Consider the following 13,916-nt stretch of genomic DNA (forward strand, 5'->3'; position numbering starts at 1 on the left):
CAGCACCTAGACTGCTGCCGTGAGCGAGAACCTTCCCCCCTGCCCCGAGTGCGCCGGCGCCTACACGTACGAGATGGGCGCACTGCTGGTCTGCCCGGAATGCGGGCACGAGTGGTCCCCGGCATCCGCCGAGACCCCCGACTCCGGCGGTGCGCCCGCCGTCATCAAGGACTCGGTCGGCAATGTGCTCGCCGACGGCGACACGGTGACCGTGGTCAAGACCCTGAAGGTCAAGGGCAGCCCGGCCGGGATCAAGGCGGGCACCAAGGTCCGCAACATCCGCCTCGTGGCGGACGGCGTGGACGGCCACGACATCGATTGCAAGATCGATGGATTCGGCCCGATGCAGCTCAAGTCCAGCGTGGTCAAGAAGGCGTAGGGGCCGCTTCATTGCCTCAGCGCACGGTTCGTACCTTCGCCTCCGCGTCGCGCAGCACGCCAGGTACCAGTCGGCGGTGGACGGCGGACAGCGGGGGCCACAGCAGTCGGCCCAACCACCGGTCGTAACGCAGGAACGTGCCCAGGGACACCCGCCCGTCGGCCGCCCGCACGACAAGATTGCCGGTCAGAAACCAGGAGGCGGCCTCGAGCCGCACCCAGTCCTCGCCGCGTCCGGCGATCCGCCAGCCGGCCACGGTCTGCGGCGATCGCCCCCGGCTGAGCCGGATCCCGAGCAGACCGCGCCAGATGAACCGCGCGGCGGGGCTGGGGACGTCGCCGAACATGGCCCGGGCCCACCGCTCCGGCGAGGCGACGACATCCGTGGCGATGGCGAAGCGGTCGACGTAATCGATGACGGACAGCGAGCTCAGCGCGCGGAAGGACTCGGGGAGACGGTGCACTCCCACAGCACCATCGACCTTGCGTTCGCGTTCGTCGAAGGCGGGTGTCATCTCGCTGTCTCCGTTCACTTATACGGATGCGTATATGGCGACGATAGCCCGTTTGTACGGTGGCGTATACGCGGCGGGAAGTGAGGTGGGGCACAGAGGATGATCCGTGGTGACAGGATGCTCCGATGGCCCCACACACCGCACCCTCGCCCTCGTCCTCCGACGACGAGTCGGCCGCCGCTCCTCGTGACGCCTTCCACCCCGACCTCCCCGGCCATGAGGCCGGGGCACCACCGCTCAACTCCCGCGTGCATCACATCCGCGCCGATGCCCTGGACGGGGAGACCGCGCAGTCCGGCGGCATGCGGCGGTTCGCCGCGATCAGCGGGCGGAGCGTCGGTTCGGAGCACATCTGGATGGGCCAGACGCACGTCGCCCCGAACACCGCCTCCTCCAACCACCATCACGGCGCGTCCGAGACCGCCATCCATGTCATCAAGGGCCACCCGGAGTTCGTCTTCCTCGACGACTCCGGCGGGACCCCGCAGGAGATCCGGATCCGCACGGCACCGGGCGACTACGTCTTCGTCCCTCCGTACGTACCGCACCGCGAGGAGAACCCCAGCCCCGGCGAGGAGGCGGTCGTGGTCATCGCCCGCAGCACACAGGAGGCCGTCGTGGTCAACCTGCCGGAGCTGTACGTGCTGGGCGGCGAGCCCGGTGCCGCCGACGTCAACCGCCCGTACTCTCCCTGACCATGAGCCGGTGCCCGACCAGGTGATCCCGGGGCGGACCGCCGTCGGCCCCCTCGACGCGTTCCAGCAGGAGCGAGACGGCGACGCGGGCGATCTCCCGCTTGTCGGGGGCGACCGTCGTCAGGCTGGGCACGCTGAAACGGGAGGTCTCGATGTCGTCGAAACCCACCACGTCCAGGTCGCCCGGCACGGCACTGCCCCGTTCGTACAGGGCCCGCAGCGCACCTAGAGCCAGGTGGTCGTTGAGGCACAGCAGCACGTCCGGGCGGGGCCGACGGTCCATCAGCGCGGCCGCGGCACGGGCTCCGTCGCGCCAGTGGTAGGCGTGCGCAGCCGGTCCGTGCCCTGGCGGCCGCGCACCTTCCTTTCGGTACGCGACACGGGCAACGGCATCGCGGCCATCAGCGTCGACGGGAGCCCGAGCAACGCGTCGACTTCCACGGCGCGATCCGCACCGGCGAGACCCTGCAGTACCGCAGCCCACGCCTCGACAACGGCCGGCACGCGCTGCGGATCCGGGTGACCGGCGAGCACAACGGACAGTCCCAGGGGTCGTTCGTGAGCGTGGACCGGGCCGAGGTCCATAAGGACTGACAGATCAGCGGAAGGCGCCCTCGCCGGTCAGGGCCTTGCCGATCACCAAGGTGTGGACCTCGCTGGTGCCCTCGTAGGTGAGGACCGACTCGAGGTTGTTGGCGTGGCGGATCACCGGGTACTCGAGGGTGATGCCGTTGGCCCCGAGCAGGGTGCGGCACTCACGGGCGATCGCGATGGCTTCGCGTACGTTGTTGAGCTTGCCGAGGCTGATCTGCTCGGGCGTCAGCCGCCCCTCGTCCTTGAGGCGGCCGAGTTGCAGCGCGAGCAGCATGCCCTTGCCCAGTTCGAGCGTCATGTCGGCGAGCTTCTGCTGGGTGAGCTGGTAGGAGGCGAGGGCGCGGCCGAAGACGGTGCGGTCGCCGACGTAGGAGATCGCCGTCTCCAGGCAGTCCCGGGCGGCGCCGAGGGCACCGAAGACGATGCCGAAGCGGGCTTCGTTCAGGCAGCCGAGCGGTCCGGAGAGCCCGCGCGCGGACGGCAGCATGGCCTCGGCGGGCAGGCGGACGTCTTCGAGCACGAGCTCGCTGGTGACGCTCGCGCGCAGCGACAGCTTCCGCTTGATCTCGGGGGCGGAGAAGCCGGAGGTGTCGGTGGGGACGACGAAGCCGCGTACGCCCTCGTCGGTGCGGGCCCAGACGACGGCGACGTCGGCCACCGAGCCGTTGGTGATCCACATCTTGGTGCCGTTGAGGATCCAGTCGGAGCCGTCGCGCCGGGCCGCCGTGCGCATGGAGCCGGGGTCCGAGCCGGCGTCGGGCTCGGTCAGGCCGAAGCAGCCGATCCTCTCGCCCGCGGCCATCCCGGGCAGCCACTCCTGCTTGTGCTCCTCGGAGCCGTACTTCCAGATCGCGTACATCGCGAGGGAGCCCTGGACGGACACCAGGCTGCGCAGTCCGGAGTCGACGGCCTCCAGTTCGAGGCAGGCGAGGCCGTAGGACAGCGCGCTGGTGCCGGCGCAGCCGTAGCCCTCCAGGTGCATGCCGAGGACCCCCAACTTGCCCAGTTCGCGGGCGAGTTCACGCGCGGGTATGGCGCCGTCCTCGAACCACTGCGCGACCTGCGGGCGCAGCTCGCGCTCACCCATGGTGCGGACGGTGCGCTGGATCTCGCGCTCCTCCTCGGCGAGCAGGCCGTCGATGGCGAAGAGGTCGAAGGGGTGGGTGCGCATGGGGCGGCCTCCGGATCGGGGGGTGCGGGTCGTGGTGTGCAGGTCGTGGTGTGCGGGGTCGGTCGGGCATAGGCTAGCCCTAGATCGGATTTTGGATCCAGTATTGATTATCCGCTCCCCCGTACGTAGGTTTTCGGGCCAGAGGAAGGGAGCCGCCATGCCGGGCCAGTTCAGCCCCGCCCCCCAGGGGGCCCTGTCAGGGATCGTCGTCGCCGACTTCGGGCGGGTGCTCGCGGCGCCGTACATGACCATGCTCCTTGCCGATCTCGGCGCCGAGGTGATCAAGATCGAGCGGCCGGGCACGGGGGACGACACCCGGGCCTGGGGCCCGCCCTTCGCCGACGGGGAGGCCACGTACTTCCTCGGCGTCAACCGCAACAAGCGCTCGGTCACCCTCGACCTCGGCCAGCAGCCGGGGCAGGAGGCGGCCCGCGCGATCGTGGCCCGCGCGGACGTCGTCGTGGAGAACTTCCGGCCCGGCACCATGGACCGTCTCGGCCTCGGATACGAGGAGATGCGGGCCCTCAACCCCGGCCTGGTGTACTGCTCGGTGACCGGGTTCGGCACCGACGCCGGCGCCCGGCTGCCCGGCTACGACCTCCTCGTACAGGCCATGGGCGGCCTGATGAGCGTCACCGGGGAGCCAGGCGGGCAGGGCACGAAGGCGGGCGTGGCCCTGGTGGACGTGATCACCGGCCTGCACGCCGGAATGGGCGTCCTCGCCGCGCTGCGGCACCGCGAGCGCACCGGCGCCGGCCAGAAGGTGGAGGTGTCCCTGCTGTCGTCACTCCTGTCGGCGCTGACCAACCAGTCGTCGGCGTACGTCGGTGCGGGGGTGGTGCCGCAGGCCATGGGCAATCGGCACCCGAGCATCGTCCCGTACGAAGTGATCGCGGCGAAGGACCGGCCGCTGGTCCTCGCGGTCGGCAACGACCGGCAGTTCGGCACCCTGTGCACGAGCATCGGCCGGGCGGACCTCGCGGACGACGAGCGGTTCGCGACGAACAGCGCGCGGGTCGCCCACCGGGAGGAACTCCTGCCCGAGCTCGCCGCGGCCCTGTCCGCGCGGACCGCGGACGAGTGGTTCGAGGACCTGACCGCAGCGGGGGTTCCCTGCGGCCCGATCAACGACATGGCCGCGGCCTTCGACCTGGCCGAGCGCCTGGGGCTCGACCCGCGGACGGCGATCGACGACCCGCGCCGGGAGACACCCGCCGCCCAGGTGGCCAACCCCATCCGGCTCGGCGCCACGCCCGCCGCCTACCGCACCGCGCCGCCACGCCTCGGGGAGGACACCGCGGCGCTCCTCGCCGAGCTCGGCCTTGAGCAGGCCGGGGCCGCGGACGCACCGGATGCGGCCGGGTAGGAAGATGGACGCGGCGTGACCGAGTACCGGGCGCCGGAAACGAAGAGGTGACGGGTGATGAGCAGCACGGCACAGCGGCGGCGGCCACCGACCGCCCAGCAGTTCGTCCTGGACGAACTGCGGCGCGCCATCACCAGCGGCGAGCTGAAACCGGGCACCGCGATCCGGCAGGACGCGCTCGCCGAGCGGCTTGAGGTGAGCCGGGTGCCGCTGCGGGAGGCGCTGAAGATCCTCGAGGGCGAAGGCATGGTCGTCCACCGGGTGCACCGCGGTTATTTCGTCACGGAGCTGTCCCTCGACGACCTGCGCGAGGTGTACCGCATCCGCGAACTCCTCGAGGCCGAGGCCGTCCGCGAGGCCTGTACCCGGCTCTCCCCCGCGCTCCTCGACACGCTCGACGAGGCCGAGCGCGCCGTGGAGGAGGCGAGCGAGGCCGGCGACGTCAGCGCGATGGCCGCCGCCAACCGGCGCTTCCACTTCGCCCTCATCGAGGCGTCCGGCATGCCCCGGCTGATCCGGCTGATCTCCACGCTGTGGGACGCGACGGACGCCTACCGCTCCCTGTACTACGTGGCATCGCCCAACCGTGAGCGCGTCGTCCACGAGCACCGCGCGATCGTCGAGGCGCTGCGGGCCGGTGACGTCGAGACCGCCGTCCGGCACCTCGACGAGCACCGCGCGCACGCCGTCGACACCCTGCGCGAGATCCTCGCGGCGCAGTGACACCGGCCCCGGGTCCCGGCCGGCGGGCCGTCCTGGGCGCCACCGCGGCCGCCCTCCCCTTGCTCGCCGCCGCATCCGGATGCCTGCCGGGCGGATCCGAAGGACCGACGGCACGTCTCACCCTGGCGACAGGTGCGCGGGGCGGCCCCTTCGCCCGGTTCGGGGAGCGTCTCGCCCGCGAGCTCGGCGCCCGGGAGCCGGGGCTGAGGGCCCATGTCCTGCACACCTCGGCCAGCGTGGCGAACCTGCGTCTCCTCGCGACGGGCGACGCCGATCTCGCCCTGTCCCTCGGGGACACCGCCGCGGACGCGCGGGCCGGCGCGGGCGGCTTCCGGACCCCCGTCCCCGTACGGGCACTGGCCCGGATCTACCTCAACTACCTCCACCTCGCCGTCCCCGCCGACTCCCCTCTGCGGAGCCTGACGGACCTGGCCGGTCGCCGGGTCGCCGTGGGCGCGGCGGGCTCGGGCACCGCCGTGGTGGCCGAACGGGTGCTCGCCGCCGCCCGTCTGTCCCGCCCGGTGCGGGAGGTGCGGCTCGATCTCGACGCGTCCACGCGGGCGCTGGAGCGCGGCGACATCGCGGCCCTTTTCTGGTGCGGCACCATCCCCACGGCGGCAATCACCCGCCTCGCGGCCGGGACGCCGGTGCGTCTGCTGCCGCTCGACGGCCAGGCGTCGGCCCTGCGCGAACGCCACGGTGCGCCCTACGTCCCGGTGGAGGTGCCGGCCGGCACCTACGGGGTGCCGCACGCGGTGCCCACGGTGGGCGTCCCCAGCTATCTGGTGGCCCGCCGTGACCTCTCCGCGCAGGTGGCGGAGGCGGTGACCCGGGTGATGTTCGAAGCCAGGGAACAGCTGCCGGGCCCCGAGGTGCCGGGCGGCTATCTCGACGAGCGGTACGCGATCGGCACCGGCAGCGTGCCGCTGCACCCGGGGGCTGTCGCCTATTACCGGGGGGCTTACGGCTGAGGGGGGGGGGAGGCGCAGCCGCTGCTGGCGTGCCGCTTACGGCTGAAGGGTCAGCCGCGGCCGCTACTACCGCGCCGCCGACGGCTGACGCGGCAGGAGCATCCACAGCTACCGCGCCGCTCACGATTGAAGCGGGAGGCGCAACCGCAACAGGCACACCACCAACGGCCGAAGCTGCGGGCGGCGCCGCCACTACCGCACCCCCCACGGCTGAAACTGCAGCCGCAACCACTACTACCGCGCCGCCTACCGCTAAAGCAGGAGGCGCAACCGCTACAGACACACCACCAACGGCTGACGCGACAGGTACACCGCCACTACCGCACCCCCCCCCACGGCTGAAACTGCAGCCGCAACCACCACTGCCGCGCCGCCTACCGCCAGAGCAGGAGGCGCAACCGCTACAGACGCACCGCCGACGGCTGACGCGACAGGTACACCGCCACTACCGCACCGCTCACAGCTGAAAGCGGCAGGCGTACCGCTACCGCCGCTCCCCCGACGACTGAATCGGCAGCCGCAACCGCGTCACCAGGCCGTGCGGCTCCCGCGGCAGCAGGTCCAGGCTGCCGCCGCTCGCGCGCGCCAGCTCATCGGCGAGGGCGAGGCCGAGCCCGCTGCCGTCGACGTTGGAGTGCCGGGGCGAGCGCCAGAACCGGTCCCTGGCCACGGCGAGTTCATCGGGCGGCAGCCCCGGTCCGTCGTCGGCGACGCGCAACACCACCTCCCCCGCGGCCTCGGCCAGGCTCACCTCGACCCGCCCGCCCTCCGGGGTGAACTTCAGCGCGTTGTCCACCGCGACGTCCAGGACACGCCCCGCGGTCTGCGGCACACAGCGGGCGGTCAGCTCCCCGGGCAGCCGGACCGCGAAGCCGATCCCGCGCGCCTCGGCCACCTCCGCCCAGGCATCCAGCCTCGGCCGCACCTCGCCCACCACGTCCACGGGTTCCACGGCGGCGGGCGTGCCGCTCTCCACCTGGGCGAGGGCGAGGAGGTCGTCGAGCAGGGCGCTGAGCCGGTCGATCTCGTCGAGGGCGCGCTCGTAGTCCTGCGATCCGGGGTCGGTCAGCTCCGACCGCAGGTTCTCCACCCGCAGCGTCAGCACGGCAAGCGGCGTACGCAGCTCGTGCGAGGCATCCGCGACGAACGCCCGCTGCCGCTCCACCACCGCGGCCACGGTGTCGGCCATCGCGTTGAACCGCTCCTCGAGGCGCCGCAGCTCCGAAGGCCCTGAGCCGCCGACCGGAGCCCGCGCGTGCAACTGCCCCGCGGCGATCGCCTCCGTCGCCGCGTCCAGCTCCGCCACCGGCCGCAGCGTCCATCGCGCGAGGCGTCCCGCCGCCACATAGGCCGCGGCGAACATCGCGATGGCGCCCGCCGCGAGCGCCGCCCACACCAGGGCGACGTCCCGGCGCGCCGCGTCCGCCGGGGCGACCAGCAGGACCGTGCCGACGACCTGGGCGTCCCGTCCCGCGGGTTCGGCCACCGTCACCCGCCGCGGCCCGAACGGCGTCACCAGCGGCAGTCGTTCCGTGGTCCGCCCGGCAAGGGCTCCGTGCCGGGCGTCGCGCGCGCCGTCGCCGACGCCGCCGCCCGCCGCAAGGACCGCTCCGGTGGCGTCCCTGACCTCTGCGCCGGCGTCGTAGAGCCAGGTGTAACGGCGCACCTCCGCCGCCAGGTCCGCTTCGGCCGGGCCGCCCTCCCGTACCGCCTGTTCCGCGAGACCGGCCAGGTGGGTGGCGTCCGCGCGGCGGTCCAGGAGCAGTTGATGCGTGCGCTGCTGTGCGTAGGCAAGGCCCAGCGGCACGGCAAGGGCACCAAGCAGCGCGCCGATCAGGAGGACGTACGTCAGGCGCAGGCGGCGGCGCATCAGTCCTCGGCAAGGCGGTAGCCGGTGCCGCGCAGGGTGCGGATCAGGCCCGGACAGCCGGTCTTGGCGCGGATCCCGGCTATGTGTACGTCGAGCGACCGCGACACCGCCAAGTAGGCGTCGCCCCACACCGCGTCCAGGATCTCCTCGCGCGCCCGCACCACGCCCGGCTCACGGGCGAGCAGCGCCAGGACGTCGAACTCGCGCCGGGTCAGGGCGACGGGCCGCCCGGCCACGGTCACCTCCCGGGCGCGCAGATCGACCGCCACGTCGCCGACCCGGACGGTCTCCGGCGCGGGCGCGGGACCTGAGCCGGTCCGTCCGGTGCGGCGCATCACCGCGTCCATCCGGGCAAGGAGTTCCTCGATGCGGAACGGCTTGACCAGGTAGTCGTCGGCTCCCGAGCGCAGCCCCTGGAGCACGGTGCCCTCGTCCGAGCGCGCGGTGATCACGATGACGGGTACGGCGGACACCTTGCGCAGCCTGCGCAGCAGCTGCAGCCCGTCCAGGTCCGGAAGACCGAGGTCGAGCAGCACGAAGTCCATGCCCTGCTTCAGCCGCAGCGCGTCGTCGGCCCGCCCGGCCCGCACCGTGCGGTGCCCCCGCGCCGCAAGCGCCTGGCCCAGGACCTCGGCAAGACGGTCGTCGTCCTCGACGAGCAGCACCTGCATCCGTCACTCCTCGATTCGGCGTACCCCGCCCCCTTGATCCCGGACAGGGTACGCCGCCCCTGATCAGGCCTTACGGCCCGTGACCCGGCTCATCGCCCGGCCGGCTCGGCCACCGGCTTGGTTTCCCCCGCCGCGGCTTCGCGCTCCGACCGCTTGAGCGCGATGTCCCGCGTCTCGCGCATCGCCAGGTACACCACGAAGGACACCGCGGCGCAGCCCGACACGTACCAGTAGAAGCCCGATTCAACGCCGGCGTTCTTGAACCACAGCGCCACGTACTCGGCGGTGCCGCCGAACAGCGCCTGCGCCAGCGCATAGGGCAGCGCCACGCCGAGGGCCCGGACATGGGTGGGGAACAGCTCCGCCTTCACGGCCGCGTTGATCGACGTATAGCCGGTGACGATCACCAGGGCGATCAGCATCAGACCGAAGGCCTGCCAGAAGCCGTCCACGCCGCCGAGCGCGGAGAGCAGCGGCACGCTCCCGAACATCGATCCGGCCCCGAACGCGATCAGCAGCGGACGCCGCCCGATCCGGTCCGACAGCATGCCGCCCAGCGGCTGCAGACACATGAACACCGTCAGCGCGCAGAAGCTCACCAGCGTGGCGTCCTGCTTGGCGAGGCCCGCGGTGTTCGACAGGTATTTGGTCAGATACGTGGTGTACGTGTAGTACGACACCGAACCGCCCAGCGTCAGGGCGAGGACCAGCACCAACTCCCGCTTGTAGGGCGCAAGTGCGCGCAACGTGCCGCGGCCGGCGCGAGGATCCGTGGCCACGTCCTCCTCTTCCTCGTAGGCCTCGGTCTCCAGGAGATTGCGCCGCAGGTAGAAGACGACCGCGGCGCCGAGTGCGCCGACGAAGAACGGGATCCGCCACCCCCACGAGGTGAGCGTGTCCGGGTCCATGGTCCGCTGCAGCACCATCTGCAGGGCCAGGCCGCACAGTTGGCCCAGCGTCATCGACACGTACTGGAAGCTCGACGCGAAGCCGCGCCGGCCCGGAGCCGACGCTTCCGTCAGATAGGTGGCGCTGGCCGCGTACTCGCCGCCGACCGAGAGTCCCTGCAGCAGCCGGGCGACCAGCAGCACCACGACGCCGAGGTATCCGGCCTGGTCATACGTCGGCGCGATGGCGATCAGGAGTGCGCTCGCCGACATCAGGCTCACGGTCGCGGTCAGCGCCGCCTTGCGCCCCTTGCGGTCGCCGAGCCGGCCGAGCAGCCACCCGCCGACCGGGCGCATCAGGAACCCGACGGCGAAGATGCCCATGGTGTTCAGGAGCTGCGCCGTGGAGTTTCCCTCGGGGAAGAACGACGAGGCGAAGTACACGGCGAAGCTGGAGTAGACGAACCAGTCGTACCACTCGACCAGATTGCCGATCGAGCCGCCGACCAGCGCCTTCCAGGGGCTCCTTGCGGGTGGCGGCGGGCTGTCGACGGCGCCGGGAAGTGACGTTGTCACCGGGCATCTCCTCACACGTTGCGGGCAGGTCGGCCCGCAGGCAGAGCAGCAGGCCCCCGCAGGTTCACCGCGCGAAGGATCATCCGACAACGGTCGGGTCCGAGATCTAACATGCGGCTAACGTTCGCCCCGGCGCTTCACCGGCAACTCACCGGCCGCTCACCGGCCGCAGAGGGACTTCCAGTCGTCCTCGAGAATCGAGTACTGGACGATGTCGTGCCACACGCCGTCCACATGGCCGTAGTGGCGCAGCACTCCCTCCCGGACCATGCCGGCCTTCTCGATGGCCCGCTGCGCGGCGATGTTGGACGGCATGAATCCCGACCAGACGCGGTGCAGTCCGAGCCGGTCGAAGCCCAGAACGCCCAGCAGGAAGCCGATCTCGACGCTGTGGCCGAAGCTCACGCGGTCGGCGCGCAGCGCGAGACCGACCTCTGCGCTGCGGTAGCCGACGCGGACCATGCCGCCCTCGCCCGACTGGTCCTCGACGATCAGCTTCGCCGAGCCGATCAGCTCGCCCGTGGCGATCTCGCTGACGCCAAGCCGGTAGTGCGTGCGAGGAGTCCGCGCGGCGCCCGCCCTGGCCTGCTCGACAAGCGCCGCGGCGTCAGCGCGCTCAAAGGGCGGCATGCCAAACTCGCGGGTGGTGCGCGGGTCGCCGAAAATACCGAGTACGCCTTCGACATCGCCGGGCAGGAACTCTCGCAGCCGCAGCGTGGCGCCCTCGACGAGAACGGCCCTGCTCGGTGCTCGCGGCGCGCAGACTTGCTCGGCTGCCAGGCGATTCGTCATCTGTTGACTCCTTAGTGATGTTCCGTCAGACCGAAAGACACGCGCGTCACCCAGAGCGGCTTTCGCGCGCGGATCGCGGGAAGAAGGCCGGCCAGCGGCAGCAGCCACCCGCAGAGGAAGCCCCGGCCCCGTGGCTCCCGAACCGCTCGTACGGCGGCGATGTTCGGATGCACTGCATGGAGCCCCCGCTGATGCGCCGGTGTCATCCCCCAGAGCATCGGCGGCGGCCGGTATCCGGCGGGGTACTTCCACCGCCCCCGTGCGGTGCGGGCGGCCATCCAGGCGGGCGGGGTGTCGAAGACGAACTCCGCTCCGGGGAAACGTGCGGCGCACGTCTCGATGAGCCGGTGCACCACGTCCAGCGGGAGATACATCAGCATCCCCTGGGCGATGATCAGCACCCCGCGCGAGGCGTCGACCTCGTCCATCCACCGCGCGTCGGTGGCCGAGCAGGGCAGCGTGCGGTGGCGCGGCGCGTCCGGCAGCAACTGCTGCCGCAGCTCCGCGACTTCGGGCAGATCGACCCCGAGCCAGCGCACCCTGCCGTTGTCCACCCGCCAGAACTGCGTCTCCAGACCCTCCCCTAGCGAGACGACCGTGCCGTCCGGGTGGTCCTTCAGGAAGCGGCGCACCTCTCGGTCGTAACAGCGTGCCCGTACCGCCATCCCCTGTGCCAAGCCCCAGTTGCCGGTGCCGAACCGCCGTTCAAAGGGGTAGTCGACGGCGTCGATCACCTCGATCGCCTTCGGGTCCGTCAGGGCCGAGCCGGGGTTTCTCGCGGCCAGAGCGCGGTGGTGCAACGTCCATAGCGTCGTCTCTGCGACACCGTCCAGCTCGGCATTCCGCTTCCGTCCGTCCATCGGGCGATGGTCACAACCCGGTCGGCGCCCCGGCAAGGAGCATCACTCCTCTGCGCAGATAGGTCACTCATCAGTGGGATTTCGCTCCGCGGAGCCGACCCCGCCCCGCTTCCATGATTCCCGCCCTTCATCTAATCTGGGTAGACCTACCTACCTAGTTTGGACTGTGATGAGCGAGACCGATGCGAGGACGCCCACGCCGGAGCGGGGGCGGCGGCGACCGGCCCGCGAGCGGCTGCTCGCAACCGCTGCCCGCCGCTTCTATGCGGACGGTGTGGCGGCGACCGGCATCGACACGATCACGGCCGAGGCCGGCGTGGCGAAGATGAGCCTCTACAACAACTTCTCCTCGAAGGCCGACCTGGTCCGCGCCTACCTGGACGCCCGGCACGAGGAGTGGCTCGGCCTGTACCGGGCACGGCTCGATCAGGCCAAGGGTCCGCGCGAGGGCGTTCTGGCGGTCTTCGACGCCTATGCCGACCACGCGGCCTTCGCCTACGAGCACGGCTTCCGCGGCTGCGGCCTGCTCAACGCCGCCGCCGAACTCCCGGCCGGCGACGACGGCCGGGCCGTGGTGCGCGCCCACAAGGAGGAGGTCGAGCGCCTGATCGCCGACCACCTGGAGGAGCTGCTGCCCGAGCGCCCGGACGATGCGCATGCGATGGCCGAGCACCTCGCCTTCCTGCTGGAGGGCGCGATGGCCCGGGCCGGCCTGGAAGGCGACGGCGGCCGCCTCCAGCACGCCCGCGCCATGGCGGTCACCGTCCTGGACCGGATGTGAAGCGGCCCGACGGGCGAGTCCAGTCCGCGGGGATGGGCGCACTGTGCGTACTTGCTGCCTCGGTTCTCTGGGGCACGACGGGCACGGCCGCGACGTTCGCGCCGGACGTGGGCCCGCTCGCCATCGGCGCCGTCGCCATGGGCCTCGGCGGCCTCCTCCAGGCCCTCGTCGCCGCGCCTCAGATCGCCCGCCACGCGGCCCGCCTTCGCGCCCAGCGCGGCACGGTACTGCTCGGTGCGGTCGCGGTGGCCGTCTACCCACTGGCGTTCTACAGCTCCATGCACCTGGCCGGGGTCGCGGTCGGCACCGTGGTGTCGCTCGGCACCGCTCCCCTCGCCTCGGCCCTGATCGAACGCTTCATGGACCGCCGCCGGCTCACGCGCCGCTGGATGCTGGCGGCGGCCCTCGGTCTGCTCGGCACCGTCCTGCTGTGCGTCGCCGAGGCCGCCGGCGGCGGGGGCCCGTCATCGGTGGCCGACACCCTGCTCGGCGTGAGCCTCGGCCTGGTCGCCGCCGCGACCTACGCCCTCTACTCCTGGGCCGCGCACCGCCTCATCACCCGCGAGATCCCCTCCCGCGCGGCGATGGGCTCCGTCTTCGGCCTCGGCGGTCTGCTCCTCCTGCCCGTCCTGCTTGCCACCGGAGCGCCGCTCATCGACTCCTGGTCCAACGCCGCCGTCGGCACCTACATGGCGCTCGTCCCCATGTTCGCCGGGTACGTCCTGTTCGGCTGGGGCCTCGCACACGTGCCCGCCAGCACGGCGACCACCCTGACCCTGCTGGAACCGGCCGTCGCCGCCGTCCTCGCCGTCCTGGTCGTCGGCGAACGCCTCCCCACCACCGGCTGGACCGGCATCGCCCTGGTCATCGCCTGCCTGGCCGTCCTCACCAGTCCGCCGGGCGCCACCCGACGCCGAGGGCGGGTTCCGGGCCAGGCCGCGGGAGACGATGCGGCGCGAGAGGACCTTGTACGCCCCGGGGCCTGAGGTTCCTCGGGGCGGGGGCGAACCTCTTCATGGACGCCAACGGTCGGGTTGCGTCACGATGACGGGCGTCAGCTGATCAG

Annotated in this window: 15 protein-coding genes; 7 read left to right on the plus strand and 8 right to left on the minus strand. The window is 71.9% G+C overall.

Annotation, left to right across the window (positions count from 1 at the left end; genetic code table 11):
• Window positions 1-19: 19 nt before the first annotated feature.
• On the plus strand, window positions 20-379 hold the full coding sequence (locus tag OG453_RS39215) for a zinc ribbon domain-containing protein YjdM (RefSeq protein ID WP_266873498.1): 360 nt from the start codon (window positions 20-22) through the stop codon (window positions 377-379).
• Window positions 380-395: 16 nt separating this feature from the next.
• Here OG453_RS39215 and OG453_RS39220 read toward each other — a convergent pair whose 3' ends face one another.
• Complete coding sequence (locus OG453_RS39220; RefSeq protein ID WP_266873499.1) at window positions 396-893, minus strand: hypothetical protein; 498 nt, start codon at window positions 891-893, stop codon at window positions 396-398.
• Between the two features lie 125 nt (window positions 894-1,018).
• On the opposite strand from OG453_RS39220, the gene OG453_RS39225 reads away from it, so the two are divergent.
• Entirely contained in the window at window positions 1,019-1,588 is a 570-nt protein-coding gene (locus OG453_RS39225; protein ID WP_266873500.1) for a cupin domain-containing protein, read from the plus strand.
• On the opposite strand, the gene OG453_RS39230 is transcribed toward OG453_RS39225, so the two are convergent.
• Both OG453_RS39230 and OG453_RS39240 read right to left on the minus strand, forming a co-directional pair.
• Window positions 1,566-2,072 carry a substrate-binding domain-containing protein gene (locus OG453_RS39230; RefSeq protein WP_323178736.1) on the minus strand — a complete coding sequence of 169 codons (507 nt, stop codon included), beginning with the start codon at window positions 2,070-2,072 and terminating at the stop codon, window positions 1,566-1,568. The genes OG453_RS39225 and OG453_RS39230 overlap by 23 nt on opposite strands.
• Window positions 2,073-2,186: 114 nt before the next feature.
• On the minus strand, window positions 2,187-3,353 hold the full coding sequence (locus OG453_RS39240; RefSeq protein WP_266873501.1) for an acyl-CoA dehydrogenase family protein: 1,167 nt from the start codon (window positions 3,351-3,353) through the stop codon (window positions 2,187-2,189).
• Window positions 3,354-3,510: 157 nt separating this feature from the next.
• On the opposite strand from OG453_RS39240, the gene OG453_RS39245 reads away from it, so the two are divergent.
• The 3 genes from OG453_RS39245 to OG453_RS39255 are packed head-to-tail and all read left to right on the plus strand — an operon-like array spanning window position 3,511 to window position 6,413.
• Complete coding sequence (locus tag OG453_RS39245) at window positions 3,511-4,719, plus strand: CaiB/BaiF CoA-transferase family protein (protein WP_266873502.1); 1,209 nt, start codon at window positions 3,511-3,513, stop codon at window positions 4,717-4,719.
• Window positions 4,720-4,776: 57 nt separating this feature from the next.
• Window positions 4,777-5,442: a GntR family transcriptional regulator gene (locus OG453_RS39250; protein ID WP_266873503.1), complete on the plus strand. Its 666-nt coding sequence runs from the start codon at window positions 4,777-4,779 to the stop codon at window positions 5,440-5,442.
• Complete coding sequence (locus tag OG453_RS39255; RefSeq protein ID WP_266873504.1) at window positions 5,439-6,413, plus strand: TAXI family TRAP transporter solute-binding subunit; 975 nt, start codon at window positions 5,439-5,441, stop codon at window positions 6,411-6,413. The genes OG453_RS39250 and OG453_RS39255 overlap by 4 nt, the downstream gene beginning before the upstream one ends.
• 484 nt (window positions 6,414-6,897) lie before the next feature.
• On the opposite strand, the gene OG453_RS39260 is transcribed toward OG453_RS39255, so the two are convergent.
• The 5 genes from OG453_RS39260 to OG453_RS39280 form a co-directional block, all read right to left on the minus strand.
• Window positions 6,898-8,283, minus strand: a complete 1,386-nt coding sequence (locus tag OG453_RS39260) for a HAMP domain-containing sensor histidine kinase (protein ID WP_266873505.1) — start codon at window positions 8,281-8,283, stop codon at window positions 6,898-6,900.
• Window positions 8,283-8,954 carry a response regulator transcription factor gene (locus OG453_RS39265; RefSeq protein WP_135334879.1) on the minus strand — a complete coding sequence of 224 codons (672 nt, stop codon included), beginning with the start codon at window positions 8,952-8,954 and terminating at the stop codon, window positions 8,283-8,285. Before OG453_RS39265 ends, OG453_RS39260 begins: the two co-directional genes overlap by 1 nt.
• An 89-nt stretch (window positions 8,955-9,043) precedes the next feature.
• Window positions 9,044-10,351 carry an MFS transporter gene (locus OG453_RS39270; RefSeq protein ID WP_266873870.1) on the minus strand — a complete coding sequence of 436 codons (1,308 nt, stop codon included), beginning with the start codon at window positions 10,349-10,351 and terminating at the stop codon, window positions 9,044-9,046.
• Between the two features lie 225 nt (window positions 10,352-10,576).
• Window positions 10,577-11,209: a GNAT family N-acetyltransferase gene (locus tag OG453_RS39275; RefSeq protein WP_266873506.1), complete on the minus strand. Its 633-nt coding sequence runs from the start codon at window positions 11,207-11,209 to the stop codon at window positions 10,577-10,579.
• Window positions 11,210-11,220: 11 nt separating this feature from the next.
• A complete protein-coding gene (locus tag OG453_RS39280; RefSeq protein ID WP_266873507.1) occupies window positions 11,221-12,069 on the minus strand; it encodes a class I SAM-dependent methyltransferase in 849 nt (282 codons plus the stop codon).
• Between the two features lie 169 nt (window positions 12,070-12,238).
• Here OG453_RS39280 and OG453_RS39285 point away from each other — a divergent pair, with 169 nt between their 5' ends.
• Both OG453_RS39285 and OG453_RS39290 read left to right on the plus strand, forming a co-directional pair.
• A complete protein-coding gene (locus OG453_RS39285) occupies window positions 12,239-12,850 on the plus strand; it encodes a TetR/AcrR family transcriptional regulator (protein WP_266873508.1) in 612 nt (203 codons plus the stop codon).
• 32 nt (window positions 12,851-12,882) lie between these two features.
• Entirely contained in the window at window positions 12,883-13,836 is a 954-nt protein-coding gene (locus tag OG453_RS39290) for a DMT family transporter (protein ID WP_266873871.1), read from the plus strand.
• The last annotated feature ends 80 nt before the right edge of the window (window positions 13,837-13,916 follow it).

Origin of the sequence: Streptomyces sp. NBC_01381, assembly GCF_026340305.1 — a bacterium.
Lineage (GTDB): Bacteria > Actinomycetota > Actinomycetes > Streptomycetales > Streptomycetaceae > Streptomyces.